Raw genomic sequence first — 16,331 nt, 5'->3', positions numbered from 1 at the left:
ATATAAGAGAAATATGGCTTCAGCTCTGGACTGAAGCTATAACAGGCTTTAATGAGAAGCAGATTTTAAAATATGGTCAGACATTAATGATTTATGTATCAGTCTGGAGACAATTGAGGGGCTGGAAAAAAATGCTGCATCGCTGTAGATTCATTGCTCCATATTTATTTTTTCACAGTAAGCGGGCCTATTTGTAATTTGTCATGTCCCAGTCTGACCAGAAAACACTGAAATCTCTTTCTTTTGAAGAAGCTCTGTCCGAACTGGAGCGCATTGTGCGTGACCTGGAAAGCGGGCAATTAACACTGGAAAAAGCGATTACAGCTTATGAACGTGGCGCTCTTCTGCGCCAGCATTGTGAGGAAAGACTGGGCGAAGCTGAAATGCGTGTTAAAGCAATTGTACAGAAAAATGACGGGTCCCGGGCTGTTGAGGATCTGACTTCCACTCTTATCGCTCCTGAGGAGACTTCCTGAATGACTGCCCTTCCCCTCAAAGAAGCCCTCAGCCGATCCTGTCACGAAATTGAACAGACGATTGATTCTCTTCTTCCCATGGTTGAAGGTGATGAAAGCCTGCTCATCGAGGCGATGCGTTACGCCTCTCTCGGAGGCGGGAAACGCCTTCGCGGTTTTCTTGTGCTTGAGACCGCCTCTCTTTTTGGCGCCCCACATGACGCCGCGTTAAGAGCGGCTGCCTCGGTCGAATTTCTTCATGCCTACTCCCTCGTCCATGATGATCTTCCTGCAATGGATGATGATGATCTGCGCCGTGGACAGCCATCAACCCACAAGAAATTCAATGAAGCCATCGCCATCCTGGCGGGTGATGCTCTTCAAACAAGTGCTTTTGAGGTCATTCTGGACCCTGCCACCGGTCTGGACGCTTCCGTACGCGCTGAATTGGCTTTACACCTTGCCCGGGCCTCCGGAGCTGCCGGCATGGTCGGTGGGCAGGTGATCGATATTCGTGGAGAAGGACGCTCGCTGCCCTTAAACGAGGTCAGACGGCTCCACGCCCTGAAAACAGGAGCCCTGATCCGTTACTCGGCAGAAGCCGGTGCTATCCTGGCCGGGGTCGCTGTCAATGACCCACGGCGGCAGGCCCTGCAACGTTATGGAGCTGATATTGGCACAGCCTTCCAGGTTGCTGATGATATTCTTGACAGCACAGCCAGCACAGAAGAGCTGGGGAAAACAGCTGGCAAAGATGAAAATGCTCATAAATCCAATTATGTTGCCCTTTTAGGTATTGATGGAGCACGTGCAGAAGCACGTCGCCTCAGTGAACAGGCGCGCGAGTCCCTCTCTATTTTCGGACCACGTGCAGAAACTCTCCGCTCCCTTGCGGATTATTTTGTTGAGCGCAGGAGCTAAACGTCTCATGAGTCATTCAACTATTCCTACTTTTGGTCGTTACCCAACATTAGACCGCATTCATTATCCTTCTGACATGCGGAATCTTTCTGTTGAACAGCTCAAAAATCTCGCAGATGAATTACGCGCCGAGACCATTGATGCCGTTTCCTCAACCGGAGGGCATTTAGGGGCCTCCCTCGGTGTGGTCGAACTGACCGTAGCCCTTCATTCCGTTTTCAACACACCTGATGATCGTCTCATCTGGGACGTTGGGCACCAGGCTTACCCGCACAAAATTCTGACTGGCCGCCGGGAGCGTATCCGCACATTGCGTCAACCGGGAGGGCTGTCCGGCTTTACCCGCCGTTCTGAAAGTGAGTATGACCCGTTTGGCGCCGCTCATTCTTCCACGTCCATTTCAGCTGGACTGGGGATGGCCGCGGCACATCATATTCAGGCGAAAAAAGACCCGCGCTTTGAAGAGCGTAATGTCATAGCCGTCATCGGGGATGGCTCAATATCGGCAGGTATGGCTTATGAAGCCATGAATAATGCCGGTTATATGGGGGATCGCGGGGCCGATCGTCTGATCGTTATTCTCAATGATAATGAGATGTCCATCGCCCCTCCTGTTGGCGCGATGTCTAACTATCTGACGCGTCTCATGTCATCGCACCGTTTCCTTTCCATTCGTGATCTGGCAGGCAAATGGGCCAAGCGTCTTCCTTCAGGAATTGAACGCACAGCGAAAAAAGCTGAGGAATATGCCCGCGGAATGATTACGGGGGGCACCCTCTTTGAAGAGCTGGGCTTTTATTATGTCGGGCCGGTTGATGGCCATGACATGACCCAGCTTGTGCCTATTCTGCGCAATCTGCGTGATGCTGAGCATCGTGGCCCGATTCTGCTTCATGTCATCACGGAAAAAGGACGGGGATACAAGCCGGCAGAAGCGGCCGGGGACAAATATCACGCCGTCGCAAAATTTGATGTTGAAACAGGCAAGCAGAAAAAAGGCCCCGCCGGTCCTCCTACCTATACATCTGTTTTCGCTAAGGAACTGACAAACCGCGCTGCACAGGATGACAGCGTCGTTGCCATCACCGCCGCAATGCCTTCTGGCACAGGGTTAAATCTTTTCGCCGACAAATTCCCTGACCGCTTTTTCGATGTCGGAATTGCCGAGCAGCATGCCGTAACATTTGCAGCAGGTCTGGCAACTGAAGGACTGCGTCCTTTCTGCGCCATTTATTCCTCCTTCCTGCAGCGTGCCTATGATCAGGTCATGCATGATGTTGCCCTGCAAAATCTGCCCGTCCGCTTTGCGATTGATCGTGCCGGGCTGGTTGGAGCAGATGGTGCCACACATGCAGGGTCTTTCGATCTGAATTATCTCTGCTGCTTGCCCAATATGGTCATTATGGCCCCTTCTGACGAAGTGGAGCTGATGCACATGACCGCAACCTCATGGGCTTATGATTATGGCCCGAGTGCGGTACGTTATCCGCGCGGTTCCGGCCTTGGCCTCGAGCTGCCCGAACAGGGCGAGATTCTTGAGATCGGCAAAGGCCGTATCGTGCGCGATACAGACAAAGCCGGTGTTGCCATCCTCTCTCTTGGCACACGTCTTGAGGAATCCCTTAAGGCTGCCTCCCTCCTTGAAGCTGACGGCATTGCCGTGACAGTGGCCGATGCACGTTTTGCCAAGCCTGTTGACACAGCACTGATTGAACAGCTTGCCAAAAAGCATGATGTTTTCATCACACTTGAAGAAGGTGCCACAGGCGGGTTCAGCTCGCAGGTCGTGCAGCATCTGGCAGCAACGGGCCTCCTGGATAAAGTGAAATTCCGCCCCATGGCGTTGCCTGATATCTGGATTGATCACAACACGCCAGAAGCGCAATATGAAGAAGCGGGCCTGACTGCCCCCCATATTGCTGAAACAGCACGCAAAGCGCTTTCACGCTAAATGGCTAAACGCCGCGCAGACCAGCTCCTCGTTGAACGAGGGCTGGTTGAAAGCCGCACTCGTGCCCAGGCCTTGATCATGGCGGGACTGGTTTATGCCGGTCCTGATGGGGATAAACCCGTTAAAAAAGCAGGAGACCAGCTTCCTGAGGAGACGCCTCTCTGCGTTAAAGGTCAGGACCACCCATGGGTTTCACGCGGAGGCCTGAAACTTGACCATGCCATCAAGGCTTTCCAGCTTGATGTAAAGAATATGGTTGGTCTGGATGTCGGAGCTTCCACTGGCGGCTTTACCGATGTTCTTCTCACTCATGGCGCTGCGAAAGTCTATGCCGTTGATGTCGGTCATGGGCAGCTGGCCTGGAAACTCCGTTCTGATGAACGTGTCATTGTTCTGGAAAAAACCAATGCCCGTTATCTGAACAGCGAGCTCATTCCTGACACGATTGATATTGTTGTTTGCGATGCCAGCTTTATCAGCCTGAAAACAGTTCTTCCTGCCGCCTTGGACCTTGCCAAAGCAGGAGCCTGGGCCGTCGCACTCATAAAGCCACAATTTGAAGCTGGACGGGCCGATATTGGCCCTAAAGGTGTCGTGCGGGACCCTGCTGTTCATGAACGGGTCTGCCAGGAAATTACTGACTGGTTTAAGGCCCTTCCCGACTGGAACGTTATAGGACTGGAAACAAGCCCCATTACGGGACCAGAAGGAAATGTCGAGTTTCTAATCTGCGCAAAGAAAAGTGGCGCACAATAAAAGAATTCCGTTCTATTTTGAAGTATACTCAGGATAGAACTTATTCATATTCTTATTTATAATGAAATATTAATCATAAATACATAAAATAATATTTTTATTTGTATATCTTATATTCTTTCCCTATGCTGTAACCAAATCTGTTATATACTCATAAAGAGTAAGCGTGTAATATTTTTACTCAGTAGGGTTTGGAACATGGCGAACAACTCTAATAGTGATCAAAAAGAAATATGGCCATGGACCAGATTTCTAGCGCGTCTTGTCGATGCCGGAATATTCCTGCCAATTTATCTCACTATTGAGTTTTTTATATTATATGTGATCAATAGTAACTGGATAAAAAACTTTAATTTTGAAATTATAATTCTTTCCAACGAAACACTGAAAGCATCATTATCAACATACGGATTAATGATTCCGATCATTATAATAGCATTAATTTTTTATAGTCTCACTGATTCAGTCATATCTAAAAAATTTGGTCGCAATATCGGCCATAAAATTTTTGGACTTGAAATTGTAAATTTTACAAACCACGCCTTACATTATTCAGACTATCTTAAACGGTCCTTTCTCGTATCAGGCACATTATTCCTTCTGGCCCTCCCCGCCGGGATCATCGCTCTTCCGTTTTCTCTGGGAATTATCATCGCGATTCCGATTTATATCAATTACAGGAAAACCGGCAGCACATTCTGGGACAGGCGGTCATGTATGGCTGTTATGTCTCGTAATGCCAGCACAATGAGAACAGCGCTCTGTATCTCAGTGGGGCTAAATCTCTTTTTTATTCTATTGGTCAATCTCTGTATTTTCCTGGGATACCTATCCTATCATTTAAAAGCCACAACCCTGAACCCACAACAAAAGGCCTTTATAGAAACGCAAAATAGAGCACTTCCCCATCGTTTCAGTAATATTCTGATTGCTGAAAAAATTAATATCGAGGATGGAAATGTTGTTTTCCATTATGCCTTCCAAAAAGAAGGCAATGCTCCATTCACTAACAGAGATAGTATCAGGATGGGAATTATAAGACTGACTAGCCCCAGAACCGCTCTAAATTATTTATGTTCTTTAAAAGGAAGAAATGTTTTCATGTTTGGAAAGGAAGTCGTCTATATCTATACATATCAAGGAACAATCCTTTTTCAATATCGTATAAACCCTAAAATGTGCCCCCACTCATAAATAGATGCTTTGAATCCGTAAAACCTCCCGAAAGCGGTTACCTATGAGACCTCCTCTCCCCCCATTTACGAATGAAACTGCCACTATCAAGGTCCGCGCTGCTGAAAATGCCTGGAACAGCCGTGACCCTGAAAAAACTGCTCTCGCTTACACATCTGACTGTTTCTGGCGCAATAGGAATGAATTCATCCAGGGACGCAATGAGATCGTATCATTTTTGACCCGAAAATGGGCTCAGGAAAGAAATTACCGTCTCATAAAAGAGCTATGGAGCTTCCACCAGAACCGCATTGCCGTCAGGTTTGCGTATGAATGGCAAAATGACGCCGGACAATGGTGGCGCTCTTATGGAAATGAAATGTGGGAATTTGACGAAAAAGGTCTGATGTCCTCCCGTCACGCTTCTATCAACGACCTCTCCATTACAGCGAATGAGCGGAAATTTTTATGGGATACGCCCCAACGGCCGGATGATTATCCTTCTCTTTCCGAATTAGGTCTATAAAAGAAGGATTAACCAAAATGAATGAATATCAAATTTTAAATCTCTCCAATATTAAAGTCACTAACAAAAGAGTTATAATTAATGGATCAACTTATTTTATAAAACACATAAACTCGGTCTATATTAAATCTGGAAATGTTCCTTACAACGCAAGACACCCTTCAGATTATTATAAAAACCCTATGATGACAGGATCTGTTTTTACAGTTTTATTTATTTTCTTAGCAATGATGTTTTTAAATCTTTTCAACCTGTTTGCATTTTTATCTATATTTAGCTTTATATCAACTATTATATATCTTTGCTATTTAATGTTTATAAAATATTACTTTATAAGACTTATCATCGGGGGAGACGATACGGGTATATACACCACAAGAAATGAAAAATTGGCCTACCAAATTAAAGAGGCAATTGAAAGAGCCTGCCTTGAAACGACCACGTAGCTCAACTTCAACGAATTCTTCTTTAAAAATAGGGAAGACTTTTTAACAATTCACGCGCCCCTCTTCCCCAATAAAGATAGCTTTTCCGCTTTCTCTTATGCTATGGGACGCGCCTATGACTGATTTGGCTGCTTCTCCCCTTTCTTCTGACGCTTTGAACGATCTTAACGACGCGGAGCGTAAACGTATTCTGGCAAAATCCGCCCTTTTTGCCCCTCCTTCTGCCGTGACAGAAGACGGACGACGTGACCTTGTGGGCCTATCCCGGGAAGAGCTGGCAGAGCTTCTGGTAGAGATTGGGGAAAAGCCTTTCCGAGCCAAGCAGCTCTGGCACTGGATCTATCATCAGGGGGCAACTGACTTCTCCCTCATGTCCACAATCGCCAAGCCGCTCCAGGCAAAGCTGGCGGAACATTTCATTGTGGGACGTCCGTCCATCACGACAGAACAGACCTCCAAGGACGAGACGCGGAAATTCCTCTTCCGATTCCGCGACGGTCAGGAAGCAGAAACCGTCTATATCCCTGATCGCCGGGAAGACCGGGGCGCTGTTTGCATTTCTTCCCAGGTTGGATGTACCCTTTCCTGCACATTCTGCCATACCGGCACGCAGAAACTGGTGCGCAATCTCGGAGCTGCTGAAATCGTCGGGCAGTTTATGGCAGCGCGTGACAGCTATCATGAATGGCCCAGCCCCAAAGGGGAAACCCCTCGGCTGCTTTCCACCATCGTGCTAATGGGCATGGGCGAGCCGCTTTATAATTACGAGAACGTTGCCAAAGCCATGAAGATTGTCATGGATGGCGAGGGCATTGCTCTTTCACGCAGGCGCATTACCCTTTCAACCTCCGGCGTCGTGCCGATGATGGACCGTTGTGGTGAGGAACTGGCCGTTAATCTGGCAATCTCGCTCCATGCTGTCACAAATGAGCTGCGCGATGAGATTGTTCCGCTCAACCGGAAATACCCTATTGAAGAGCTGATGGCTGCCTGCCGTCGTTACCCGGCAGCTTCAAATTCGCGCCGCATTACGTTCGAATATATTATGCTGCGCGGCATTAATGACAGCGACGCGGACGCCAGAGAGCTTGTGCGCCTGTTAAAAGGGATTCCAGCTAAAGTGAACCTCATTCCCTTTAACCCATGGCCCGGTTCGGACTTCAAACCCTCGACCAAAGAGCGCCTGGCCCGCTTTGCCCAGATCATTATGGATGCCGGTTACTCCGCCCCCATTCGTATGCCCAGAGGCCGCGATATCCTCGCCGCCTGCGGGCAGCTGAAAACGCAGAGCGAGAGAGCACGCCGCGGAGCAAACGACATTTATAACGAGATGTCAGGCAACGATTAAAATCTGAAAAGGACATAACCTTGTTCAATGACAGGTTATGTCCGGAAACACGCACGCACCATTCCAATCGTCTTTCCTCTCGCCTGTGATGGGGAACAATACAACCTGATGGTTTTTATTTAAAAACTTTTCATACCCAGTGAAAATGATTAATGAATAATTAATGCAATCATATAGGCATTACTATTTTCTTTAACGGGTTCATTTTCACTTATGAAATTCAACGAGTCTTCTACAACATGCAGGATTTCTCTTCAGGCTCTTCAAAAGCTGCATTATCACTGCTCACAACTTAAGGACAGTTTACCTCTTGATGAGTCCTGCCAGGAAATTTCATTCAAGCAGCTCTTTACCCTTAATATTATTCTACTCTCCCTGCGTGATTGTCTTGCACGTTCAGGAGATCCTTTTACGATGTCCCTCCTTGAGCGGTTTGGTACACTTGATGAGGCCTCCATTACTGATATCCCTCCTAAAAGAGTCTGATTTATGTCCCTCCCTTTTTATGAAATCACGCGCTGGAAATCAGAGCCGCCTCTTTATTATCAGGTCAGTGCTGAAATCATGCAGAACCTCGCTCTGCTGACTTATTCACTGACGAAACTCTTTAATCGTTTTCTGGAAGAAGACGAAACCAATCAGGAAGATATTATTCTTCTTAGACTTCTCATAAGGCAAGTTGATTTTATTGTTTGCCAGATAGACTTACTTAACGAGAAGAATATATCATTTAATAAAATACAGAAAATTCAGATAAAGGAATAAATTAACTTCAAATTAACCGATTTAAAATTAAAAAAACACTTCTGGACAGGTCCTTATTATTTATATTTGATATATCCTCGCACAGCACAGAGAGCCGCACCTATAATTTCATAATGGCAATTTCCGCCATGCACTCTGGCCGTTTCCCCTTCTGCTATGGTAGTATGTCTCCAGCACTTTGTTGATAAATTCAAAAGAGGACAGGCGTTACATGGCTAAGACGTCAGATGTTAAAAAAGTTGTGCTGGCTTATTCCGGCGGATTGGATACGTCTGTTATCCTGCGCTGGCTGCAACAGCATTATGGGTGCGAAGTCGTCACCTTCACTGCTGATCTTGGCCAGGGGGAAGAACTGGAACCTGCCCGCAAAAAAGCAGAACAATTTGGCGTTAAAGAAATCTTTATCGAGGATCTGCGTGAGACATTTGTCAAAGACTTTGTCTTCCCCATGTTCCGGGCCAATACGCTTTATGAGGGGCAATATCTTCTCGGCACCTCCATTGCCCGTCCTCTGATTGCGCAAAGACAGATTGAGATCGCTGAAGCCGTTGGTGCCGACGCTGTTGCTCATGGCGCCACAGGCAAAGGAAACGACCAGGTCCGTTTCGAACTGAGCTATTATGCGCTGAAGCCTGACGTTAAAGTCATTGCACCCTGGCGCGAATGGGACCTGACGTCCCGCACTAAACTGCTTGATTTTGCTGAAAAAAACCAGATTCCTGTCACCAAGGACAAGCGCGGCGAAGCTCCTTTCTCTGTGGATGCCAATCTGCTGCATTCCTCTTCAGAAGGGAAACTGCTTGAAGACCCGGCCATTGCCCCGGATGAAATCGTATTCCAGCGCACAGTGTCTCCTGAAGCAGCCCCTGACAAAGCAACAGAAATCAGCATTGATTTTGTCAGCGGTGACCCCGTTGCATTGAATGGTGAGACACTCTCCCCCGCTACCCTGCTGACGCGCCTTAATGAGCTCGGACGCATTAACGGGATTGGGCGCCTTGATCTGGTGGAAAACCGTTTCGTCGGAATGAAATCCCGCGGTATCTACGAAACACCGGGTGGGACGATCCTGCTGACGGCTCACCGCTCCATGGAGACCATTACGCTTGATCGTGATGCCGGTCACCTTAAAGACAGCATTATGCCACGTTATGCTGAGCTGATTTATAACGGCCTCTGGTTCTCTCCTGAGCGCCGCATGTTACAGGCTCTGATTGATACGAGCCAACATTCCGTTACAGGGCGCGTGCGCCTCAAACTTTATAAGGGTAACGTCGTCTGCATTGGGCGCGAAAGCCCCAATAGCCTTTATGACGCCCGTGTTGTCACATTTGAGGATGATGAAGGCGCCTATAATCAGGTCGATGCCCAGGGCTTCATCCGCCTCAATGCGCTGCGCCTGCGTCTGGGCGCACAGATTGGCCGTAAAGGTGGTGCGCTCTGACGCACCTCCCCTTTCAACACTCTCCGCTCATTGATAAAATCATGTTAAAAAGGATGTCCAATATGCGCAGTCTGAGACGCTCTTCTAAAACGATTATCTCCGCCCTGGCTCTTACCAGTATGATTGGGCTCGGCGCTTGCAGCGCCCCTCCCAAACCTGCTCTGACCAGCGATCAGTTCATGGCTCAGGTTAGCAAGGAAAAGGGTGTTATCACCTTAAAAGACGGCCTGGCTTATAAAGTCCTCAAAGCCGGCCCCAAAACTGGCCCAACCCCCCATCAGGGATCAATGATGATGATCATTTACGAAGGTCGTCTGCCTGATGGCGGGATTTTTGACAGTTCTGAGCTGCACACAGGCGCTGCCTATATGGAAATGCCCCTTGATGGTGTGATTGAAGGCTGGATGGAGGGCCTGCCCCTCATGCATGTTGGCGATACATTTGAGTTTTATATCCCTGCCAAACTTGCCTATGGCAAACGCTCCATGGGGATTATTCCACCCAATAGCCCTCTGATCTTCAAGATCCAGCTTCTGGGACTTGATGATAATTCCGGGCTGTAAAACGTCCGTTATAATTTATATCCCTAAGCCGTCTTTTTCTCTTGCCCGAAAAAGGCGGCTTTCTTCCATCATTGAGGTATTTTATGCAACGTGTTTTTTCCGGTATTCAGCCCACAGGTGTCCCCCATCTTGGCAATTATCTCGGGGCTATCAGAAACTGGACCGCGTTGCAGGAAGAATATGAGAGCTTCTTCTGCCTGGTGGACCTCCATTCAATCACCATGCCCTGGGAGCCTGAAAAGCTCCGCCGTCAGACACTGGTCACCGCTGCCTGCCTTCTCGCCTGCGGGTTAAATCCAAACCATCTTTATAATCAGTCTGCCGTCAGCACACATGCCCGCCTTGGCTGGATTTTCAATTGCGTTTCCCGTCTTGGCTGGCTCAACCGCATGACCCAGTTTAAAGACAAAGCCGGCAAAAACAGGGAAAACCACTCAGCGGGGCTTTATGTTTACCCCAACCTCATGGCGGCCGATATTCTGGCATTCCATGCCACGCACGTCCCTGTAGGGGATGACCAGCGCCAGCATATTGAGCTTGCCAATGATATCGCGCAAAAATTCAATCATGATATGGGTGTTGAATTTTTCCCTGAAATCAAAGGTCTCATCCCACCTCACGCAGCCCGCGTCATGAATCTGCGTGATGGCACAAAGAAAATGTCCAAATCTGATCCATCAGAGCAAAGTCGCATCCTTCTGACAGATACTGAAGATGAGATCGCACTGAAAATCCGCCGTGCCAAAACAGATACTGAGGCACTGCCCAGTGAAACAGACGGATTGGAAGGCCGACCTGAGGCTTTAAATCTGGTGACAATTTATGCGTCTCTGTCTGATAAAACCCCACAGGACATCCTCACAGACTTTGGCGGCAAAGGCTTTGGTGATTTCAAAAAGGCCCTCACAGAGCTCATGGTCGAAAAAATTGCTCCCATCGCTCATAAAACAAACGACCTCTTGAACGACGAAGCTCACATCATCGCCCTTCTGCGCAAAGGCGCACACGCTGCCTCCGAAGTTTCAGAACCCATCGTGCAGGAAGCAGAACGTCTGGTCGGATTTATTCGGTAGAAATACGCTTTTTAAATTGGCCTGAGGCACTTTATAAGTTCAGCAGTCTCAGGCCGAAAAATTTTCTTCCGGGCCGCCGGAGCCAGGAACTTCCCCCTCTATCTCGACCTGTTCTTTTCCATCCAGAAGAGCCAGGATTTCCAAAGCCGCTGCATCAGCCGGGGTCATGCCAAAGGGCTGTTCCAACTTGTATAAAAGATGAGCGAAGGCCCCTTTCTGGGCACCTGCTGAAACGGGGTTCCGCAAAAGTTCCCCTACTTTTTGCGCAAGCATCTCGGGGTTACAATCTTCCTGCAATAATTCAGGGACGATTTTTGTTCCCATAAGCAGATTGACCATGGCAACATAAGGCACTTTTATCATTCGCCTCACCAGCATGGCAGAAAGTTTATTGACCTTATAGGTCACGACCATGGGCACACGCCCCATAGCCAGTTCAAGCGTTGACGTTCCTGATTTCGTTACAGCACATTGCGCTGCAGCATAAGCATCGTGCTTGTCCTGTAAGTCCGTGACGATACGGGGCTGGATTTCCCATTTTTCCACATAATGGCGCACCTGCACTGCCATAGCCGGCACAACAGGAATCACGAGAACAAGATCGGGAAAATCCTTCAGAAGCAATTTCGTCATATGATGAAACACCGGCATTAATTTCGGTATTTCGGAACGACGGCTCCCGGGCATTAAAATCAGCACCGGAGCCGTTTCGCTTATATCATGACGCAGGCGGAAACGATGGGCCTTACCTTTCGCGACCCCCGCCTGCAAAACGGGATGTCCTACAAAACGGGCTTCAAATCCCCTTTGCGCAAACCACTCCGGTTCAAAAGGGAATAGACATAAAAGCCGATCCCACAGACCTTTATAATGTTTGAGACGGTTTTCCCGCCATGCCCAGACCTGCGGGGCCACATAATGCACCCTTTTCAAACCCATGGACTTAATGCGCTTGAGTAATCTGAAAGAAAAACCCGGACTGTCAATCGTTACGACGACATCAGGGCACCTCAATCTGATATCAAACTCGGCTTCCAACAAACGTTGGGATAACAGCCTGACATGAGGCAGGACTTCAAGAAAGCCCATAACCGCAAGATCATCCATCGGGAAGAGACTTCTGAGGCCCAATGCCTCCATGCGCCCTCCCCCGACGCCTGCAAAAACAAGCTCGGGATCACGCTCATGAAGGGCATGCATGAGACGGGCACCGATCACATCCCCACTGGCCTCTCCAGCAAGAATCCAGACTATACGGCCCTTCTTCTCCATCTGCATCTGGCCTTGAACGGCAACTCTTGCCTCCATGGGGATGAACTCCTATGCCCGTCTTATTCGTCTCTTATGGCGCATTAACGTCTTAATGTCGCCCCGGTTGCTTTTTCCACGGCCTGTTCAACAGAACGAGCGAGTGTTTCAAGCTGCTGGTCTGTCAGACTTTCATCCTTAGGCTGAAGAGTCACCTCAATACCCAGAGACCGATAACCTTCAGGAAGTTTTTCCCCTTCATAGACATCAAAAAGTCGAACATCACTGATCAATTTCCGGTCAGCCAGACGGGCTGCCTTGAGAATATCCTGCACGGCAACATCAGCTCCGGCAAGAAAGGCAAAATCTCGCCTTACAGGTTGCAGAACGGAAAAATCCGGTGCTGTTTTGCGTTTCGCTTTAGGAGCCGGAACTTTATTAAGATCAACTTCAAAAATGGCAACCCGACCTGTCAGATTAAACGCCTGCACCAGCCGAGGATGCAGCTCACCAAAGCTTCCAAGCACAGATTTTGGCCCCTGACGCAACTGCCCTGAGCGCCCGGGATGGTAATAAGACGGTGCATCAGCCGTTGTGGAAAGAGAGGCTTCCGGCACACCCATAATTTCCAGAACAGCCATAAGGTCAGATTTTGCCTGCAACCAATCTGGCTCCCGTGCAGGAAGTCCTGGATAACGCGCGGTTACGCCTCCCCTGACGGCCGCCAGAAGTGTACGTGTGCCATTACGACCGAAAGCAGGCCCTATTTCGAAAAAAGCAGCCTCACCATTCTGACCCAGCCCACGAGCAAGATTGCGCTCAAGGGTGCGAAGCAAATTAACCAATGACGTTGGACGAAGCTGATCAAGATCAGACGCAATCGGGTTTACCAGACGCTCCGACAGGACTGTTTCTTCAAATAAAGACGCATCCTGATCTGAAACGAATGAAAACCCTACTGTCTCCATGAGCCCACGACCCGCACATAAACGACGCAGCATGGAAAGTGGTGCCTGTTGCAAAACAGGACGTTTATCCCGTTTCAGCGGTGGCAGAGGCTCTGGAGTGACATGCTCCAACCCCTTGAGACGAAGAACCTCTTCAATCAGGTCACATTCTGCTTCAAGCTGATTAACATGCAGAGCCGCTTTCTGTGCCTGCGCTTCTGAAAGGACTGGGGCCTGTGCCAAGGGCTGAGCCGCAGCAATATCATGACGCCATGAAGGCACCTTGAAACTGGCCTTTTCATCATTCCTTTCAATGACTTCAAAACCCAGATGTTCAAGATAATGCACCGCCTCGGCTGGATCCATATCCAATCCTGCGAGGGATTTCAGCCGTTCAAACCGCATAGAGGCGTGACGTTGCAGGAGAGGCTCTTTTCCAGCTTCGGTCACCGGGCCGGCTTCCCCTCCGCCCAGAGAGAGAATAAGCGATGTTGCTTTTTCAAGAGCATTGCGCACCATGGCGGGATCAACACCACGCTCAAACCGGTAGCGTGCATCTGTCTGCACACCAAGGCGGCGGCCACTCAGAGCAATCTGGACGGCATTAAAATAAGCCGCTTCAAGGAAAACATCAGTCGTGTTTTCATCAACAGCACTATTCTGCCCACCAATGATCCCCGCCAGAGACACAGCACCATTGGCATCGGCGATCACCATATCATTGGACGTAAGAGAATATTCCTTTCCATCCAGGGCAAGGAAATCAGCTGACTGCGCCTCTATGACATGCAGGACCTTGCCTTCAAGTCTGCCAGCATCAAAAGCATGCATGGGCTGACCGAGCGTCAGCATGACATAATTCGTGACGTCAACGAGCAAAGAGCGGGGCGTCAGCCCGACCGATTCAAGACGGCGCTGGAGCCATTCCGGGCTTGGACCATTTTTTACGCCACGAATAAGACGCCCAGTTATGAATGTGCATGCCCGATGATGGATTTCCCATTTGTACTCAGAGGTGCCTTTTCCCTCAACCATTTCAGTCAGGCAAGGCTTCAGATGCCCCACTCCAGCGGCTGAAAGGTCACGCGCAATCCCTCTGATACTCAGAGCATCACCTCGGTTGGGAGTAATGGCAATCTCTATGACCGGATCATCAAGTTGCGCATATTCCACATAATCAACGCCGATCGGCGCGGTTGGTGAGAGTTCAGCAATACCATTACTTTCCTCACCAAGGCCAAGCTCCCGAAGAGAGCAGAGCATTCCCTCGCTTTTCTCCCCTCGGATTTTGCCTGCCTTGATGGTGATATCGCTGCCCGGAATATACGTGCCTGGTGGTGCAAAAATGACATGCAGGTCAGCCCTCGCATTCGGCGCCCCGCAAACAACCTGTATATTTTCAAAACCGGCACCCGCATTGACACGACAGACCTGCAATCGATCGGCATCAGGGTGTTTGGACGCTTCGAGAATTTTGGCCGTGCGAAACCCGGCCAGTCTCTTTGCAGGTTCATCAACTGATTCAACTTCGAGACCGATATTGTTCAGGGTCGCGCAAATTTCTTCGAGGGAGGCTGTATAATCCAGATGTTCACGAAGCCATGATAGTGAAAATTTCATCTTAGAATCTCCCTGCGCCAATTTCATTCAAAGCTGAAAATCCATAATGTCGGAGCCAGCGCAGATCGCTTTCATAAAAGGAGCGTAAATCAGCAATACCGTTTTTCAACATGGCCAGTCGCTCAATTCCCATTCCAAACGCAAAACCCTGCCACTCTGAAGGATCGAGCCCACAATTAGCCAGAACGCGGGGATTTACCATACCGGAACCCAGAACCTCCAGCCAGTCAGAACCAGCCCCGAGCTCCCCTGTCTGACGAGACCAGCCAATATCAACTTCCATTGATGGCTCAGTGAAAGGGAAATAGGAAGGACGAAACCGGACAGGCAAATCAGGCTTATCAAAAAAGGCGCGCAAAAATTCGATCAGGCAATATTTGAGATGGCCTAACGTAATGGTGCGATCAATAACCAGGCCTTCACATTGATGAAACATGGGAGAATGGGTGGCATCATGATCAGCCCGGTAGGTACGGCCCGGGGCGATGATACGGATCGGCGGTTCCTGGCTCAACATGGTGCGAATCTGCACGCCTGAAGTCTGGGTCCGCAGGACAGGTGCTTCTGAAGCACCATTCAGAGCCGGGAGATAAAACGTATCCTGCTCTGTGCGGGCCGGGTGGTGATCGGGTGTATTCAGGGCCGAAAAATTATGCCACTGCGTTTCAATATCCGGGCCTTCAGCAACGACAAACCCCATAGCCCCAAAGAGCGCTGTCATCTCTTCTATCGTGCGGCTGATCGGGTGAATGAGCCCTTGTGGCATGGCAGGAGGCGGACATGTCACATCGACACGCTCAGCATTCAGGCGTGCCTGAAGTTCCAGCTCTTCAATCTCCCTGCCACGTTGTTCAATCAGAAGGGTTAATTCATCACGCAGACGGTTCAGATCCTGGCCCCGGGCTTTTCTCTCCTCAGCAGGAAATTGTCCCAACTGACGCAGGAGCATCGTCAGTTTTCCTGAACGCCCCAACGTGCCTACACGTACACTGTCCCACGCGCTTTGTGTGCTGACGTCTTTTAAAGCCTGAAGCGTTTCCTGCCTAAGAGCCTCGAGATCATTGGCCATTTACCCTGCATCTCCCCGGAATGGTT

16 protein-coding genes are annotated in these 16,331 nt (G+C 49.2%); 13 read left to right on the top strand and 3 right to left on the bottom strand.

Annotated features, from left to right (window positions below; translation table 11 throughout):
• The first annotated feature begins 203 nt into the window (after nucleotides 1-203).
• The 13 genes from ACSYSY_RS02460 (at nucleotide 204) to trpS (ending at nucleotide 11,421) form a co-directional block, all read left to right on the top strand.
• Nucleotides 204-476 (top strand): exodeoxyribonuclease VII small subunit, encoded by a 273-nt coding sequence (locus ACSYSY_RS02460; RefSeq protein ID WP_491707747.1) that lies wholly within the window; start codon nucleotides 204-206, stop codon nucleotides 474-476.
• Nucleotides 477-1,376, top strand: coding sequence for a polyprenyl synthetase family protein (locus ACSYSY_RS02455; RefSeq protein ID WP_491707746.1), 900 nt, complete (start codon nucleotides 477-479; stop codon nucleotides 1,374-1,376).
• Nucleotides 1,377-1,383: 7 nt separating this feature from the next.
• Complete coding sequence (gene dxs / locus ACSYSY_RS02450) at nucleotides 1,384-3,327, top strand: 1-deoxy-D-xylulose-5-phosphate synthase (protein ID WP_491707745.1); 1,944 nt, start codon at nucleotides 1,384-1,386, stop codon at nucleotides 3,325-3,327.
• A complete protein-coding gene (locus ACSYSY_RS02445) occupies nucleotides 3,328-4,083 on the top strand; it encodes a TlyA family RNA methyltransferase (protein ID WP_491707744.1) in 756 nt (251 codons plus the stop codon).
• 198 nt (nucleotides 4,084-4,281) lie between these two features.
• The gene (locus ACSYSY_RS02440) at nucleotides 4,282-5,277 is read left to right on the top strand and encodes an RDD family protein (RefSeq protein WP_491707743.1); all 996 of its coding nucleotides are present in this window, start codon (nucleotides 4,282-4,284) and stop codon (nucleotides 5,275-5,277) included.
• A 43-nt stretch (nucleotides 5,278-5,320) separates the two neighbouring features.
• Nucleotides 5,321-5,782 (top strand): nuclear transport factor 2 family protein, encoded by a 462-nt coding sequence (locus tag ACSYSY_RS02435; protein WP_491707742.1) that lies wholly within the window; start codon nucleotides 5,321-5,323, stop codon nucleotides 5,780-5,782.
• Nucleotides 5,783-5,799: 17 nt separating this feature from the next.
• Entirely contained in the window at nucleotides 5,800-6,228 is a 429-nt protein-coding gene (locus ACSYSY_RS02430) for a hypothetical protein (RefSeq protein ID WP_491707741.1), read from the top strand.
• Between the two features lie 115 nt (nucleotides 6,229-6,343).
• The gene (rlmN, locus tag ACSYSY_RS02425) at nucleotides 6,344-7,576 is read left to right on the top strand and encodes a dual-specificity RNA methyltransferase RlmN (protein ID WP_491707740.1); all 1,233 of its coding nucleotides are present in this window, start codon (nucleotides 6,344-6,346) and stop codon (nucleotides 7,574-7,576) included.
• Nucleotides 7,577-7,789: 213 nt separating this feature from the next.
• Nucleotides 7,790-8,062 (top strand): hypothetical protein, encoded by a 273-nt coding sequence (locus ACSYSY_RS02420; RefSeq protein ID WP_491707739.1) that lies wholly within the window; start codon nucleotides 7,790-7,792, stop codon nucleotides 8,060-8,062.
• 3 nt (nucleotides 8,063-8,065) lie between these two features.
• Nucleotides 8,066-8,341 (top strand): hypothetical protein, encoded by a 276-nt coding sequence (locus tag ACSYSY_RS02415; RefSeq protein WP_491707738.1) that lies wholly within the window; start codon nucleotides 8,066-8,068, stop codon nucleotides 8,339-8,341.
• A gap of 211 nt (nucleotides 8,342-8,552) precedes the next feature.
• Nucleotides 8,553-9,785 (top strand): argininosuccinate synthase, encoded by a 1,233-nt coding sequence (locus ACSYSY_RS02410; protein ID WP_491707737.1) that lies wholly within the window; start codon nucleotides 8,553-8,555, stop codon nucleotides 9,783-9,785.
• Between the two features lie 62 nt (nucleotides 9,786-9,847).
• Nucleotides 9,848-10,348: an FKBP-type peptidyl-prolyl cis-trans isomerase gene (locus ACSYSY_RS02405; protein ID WP_491707736.1), complete on the top strand. Its 501-nt coding sequence runs from the start codon at nucleotides 9,848-9,850 to the stop codon at nucleotides 10,346-10,348.
• A gap of 83 nt (nucleotides 10,349-10,431) precedes the next feature.
• Nucleotides 10,432-11,421: a tryptophan--tRNA ligase gene (gene trpS, locus ACSYSY_RS02400; protein WP_491707735.1), complete on the top strand. Its 990-nt coding sequence runs from the start codon at nucleotides 10,432-10,434 to the stop codon at nucleotides 11,419-11,421.
• A gap of 48 nt (nucleotides 11,422-11,469) precedes the next feature.
• Here the strand turns inward: trpS and lpxB are convergent, their stop codons facing one another.
• From lpxB to pheS, 3 genes are read right to left on the bottom strand one after another with little or no spacing between them, the layout of a single operon-like run.
• Nucleotides 11,470-12,729, bottom strand: a complete 1,260-nt coding sequence (gene lpxB / locus ACSYSY_RS02395) for a lipid-A-disaccharide synthase (RefSeq protein ID WP_491707734.1) — start codon at nucleotides 12,727-12,729, stop codon at nucleotides 11,470-11,472.
• Nucleotides 12,730-12,773: 44 nt separating this feature from the next.
• Nucleotides 12,774-15,236, bottom strand: a complete 2,463-nt coding sequence (gene pheT, locus ACSYSY_RS02390; protein WP_491707733.1) for a phenylalanine--tRNA ligase subunit beta — start codon at nucleotides 15,234-15,236, stop codon at nucleotides 12,774-12,776.
• 1 nt (nucleotide 15,237) lies between these two features.
• Nucleotides 15,238-16,305, bottom strand: coding sequence for a phenylalanine--tRNA ligase subunit alpha (gene pheS, locus ACSYSY_RS02385; protein WP_491707732.1), 1,068 nt, complete (start codon nucleotides 16,303-16,305; stop codon nucleotides 15,238-15,240).
• Nucleotides 16,306-16,331: the final 26 nt, after the last annotated feature.

The sequence above is a fragment of the Aristophania sp. ESL1100 genome (assembly GCF_058511235.1).
Note: the sequence above shows the minus strand (reverse complement) of the source record. Positions and strands in the feature narration are given on the sequence as shown.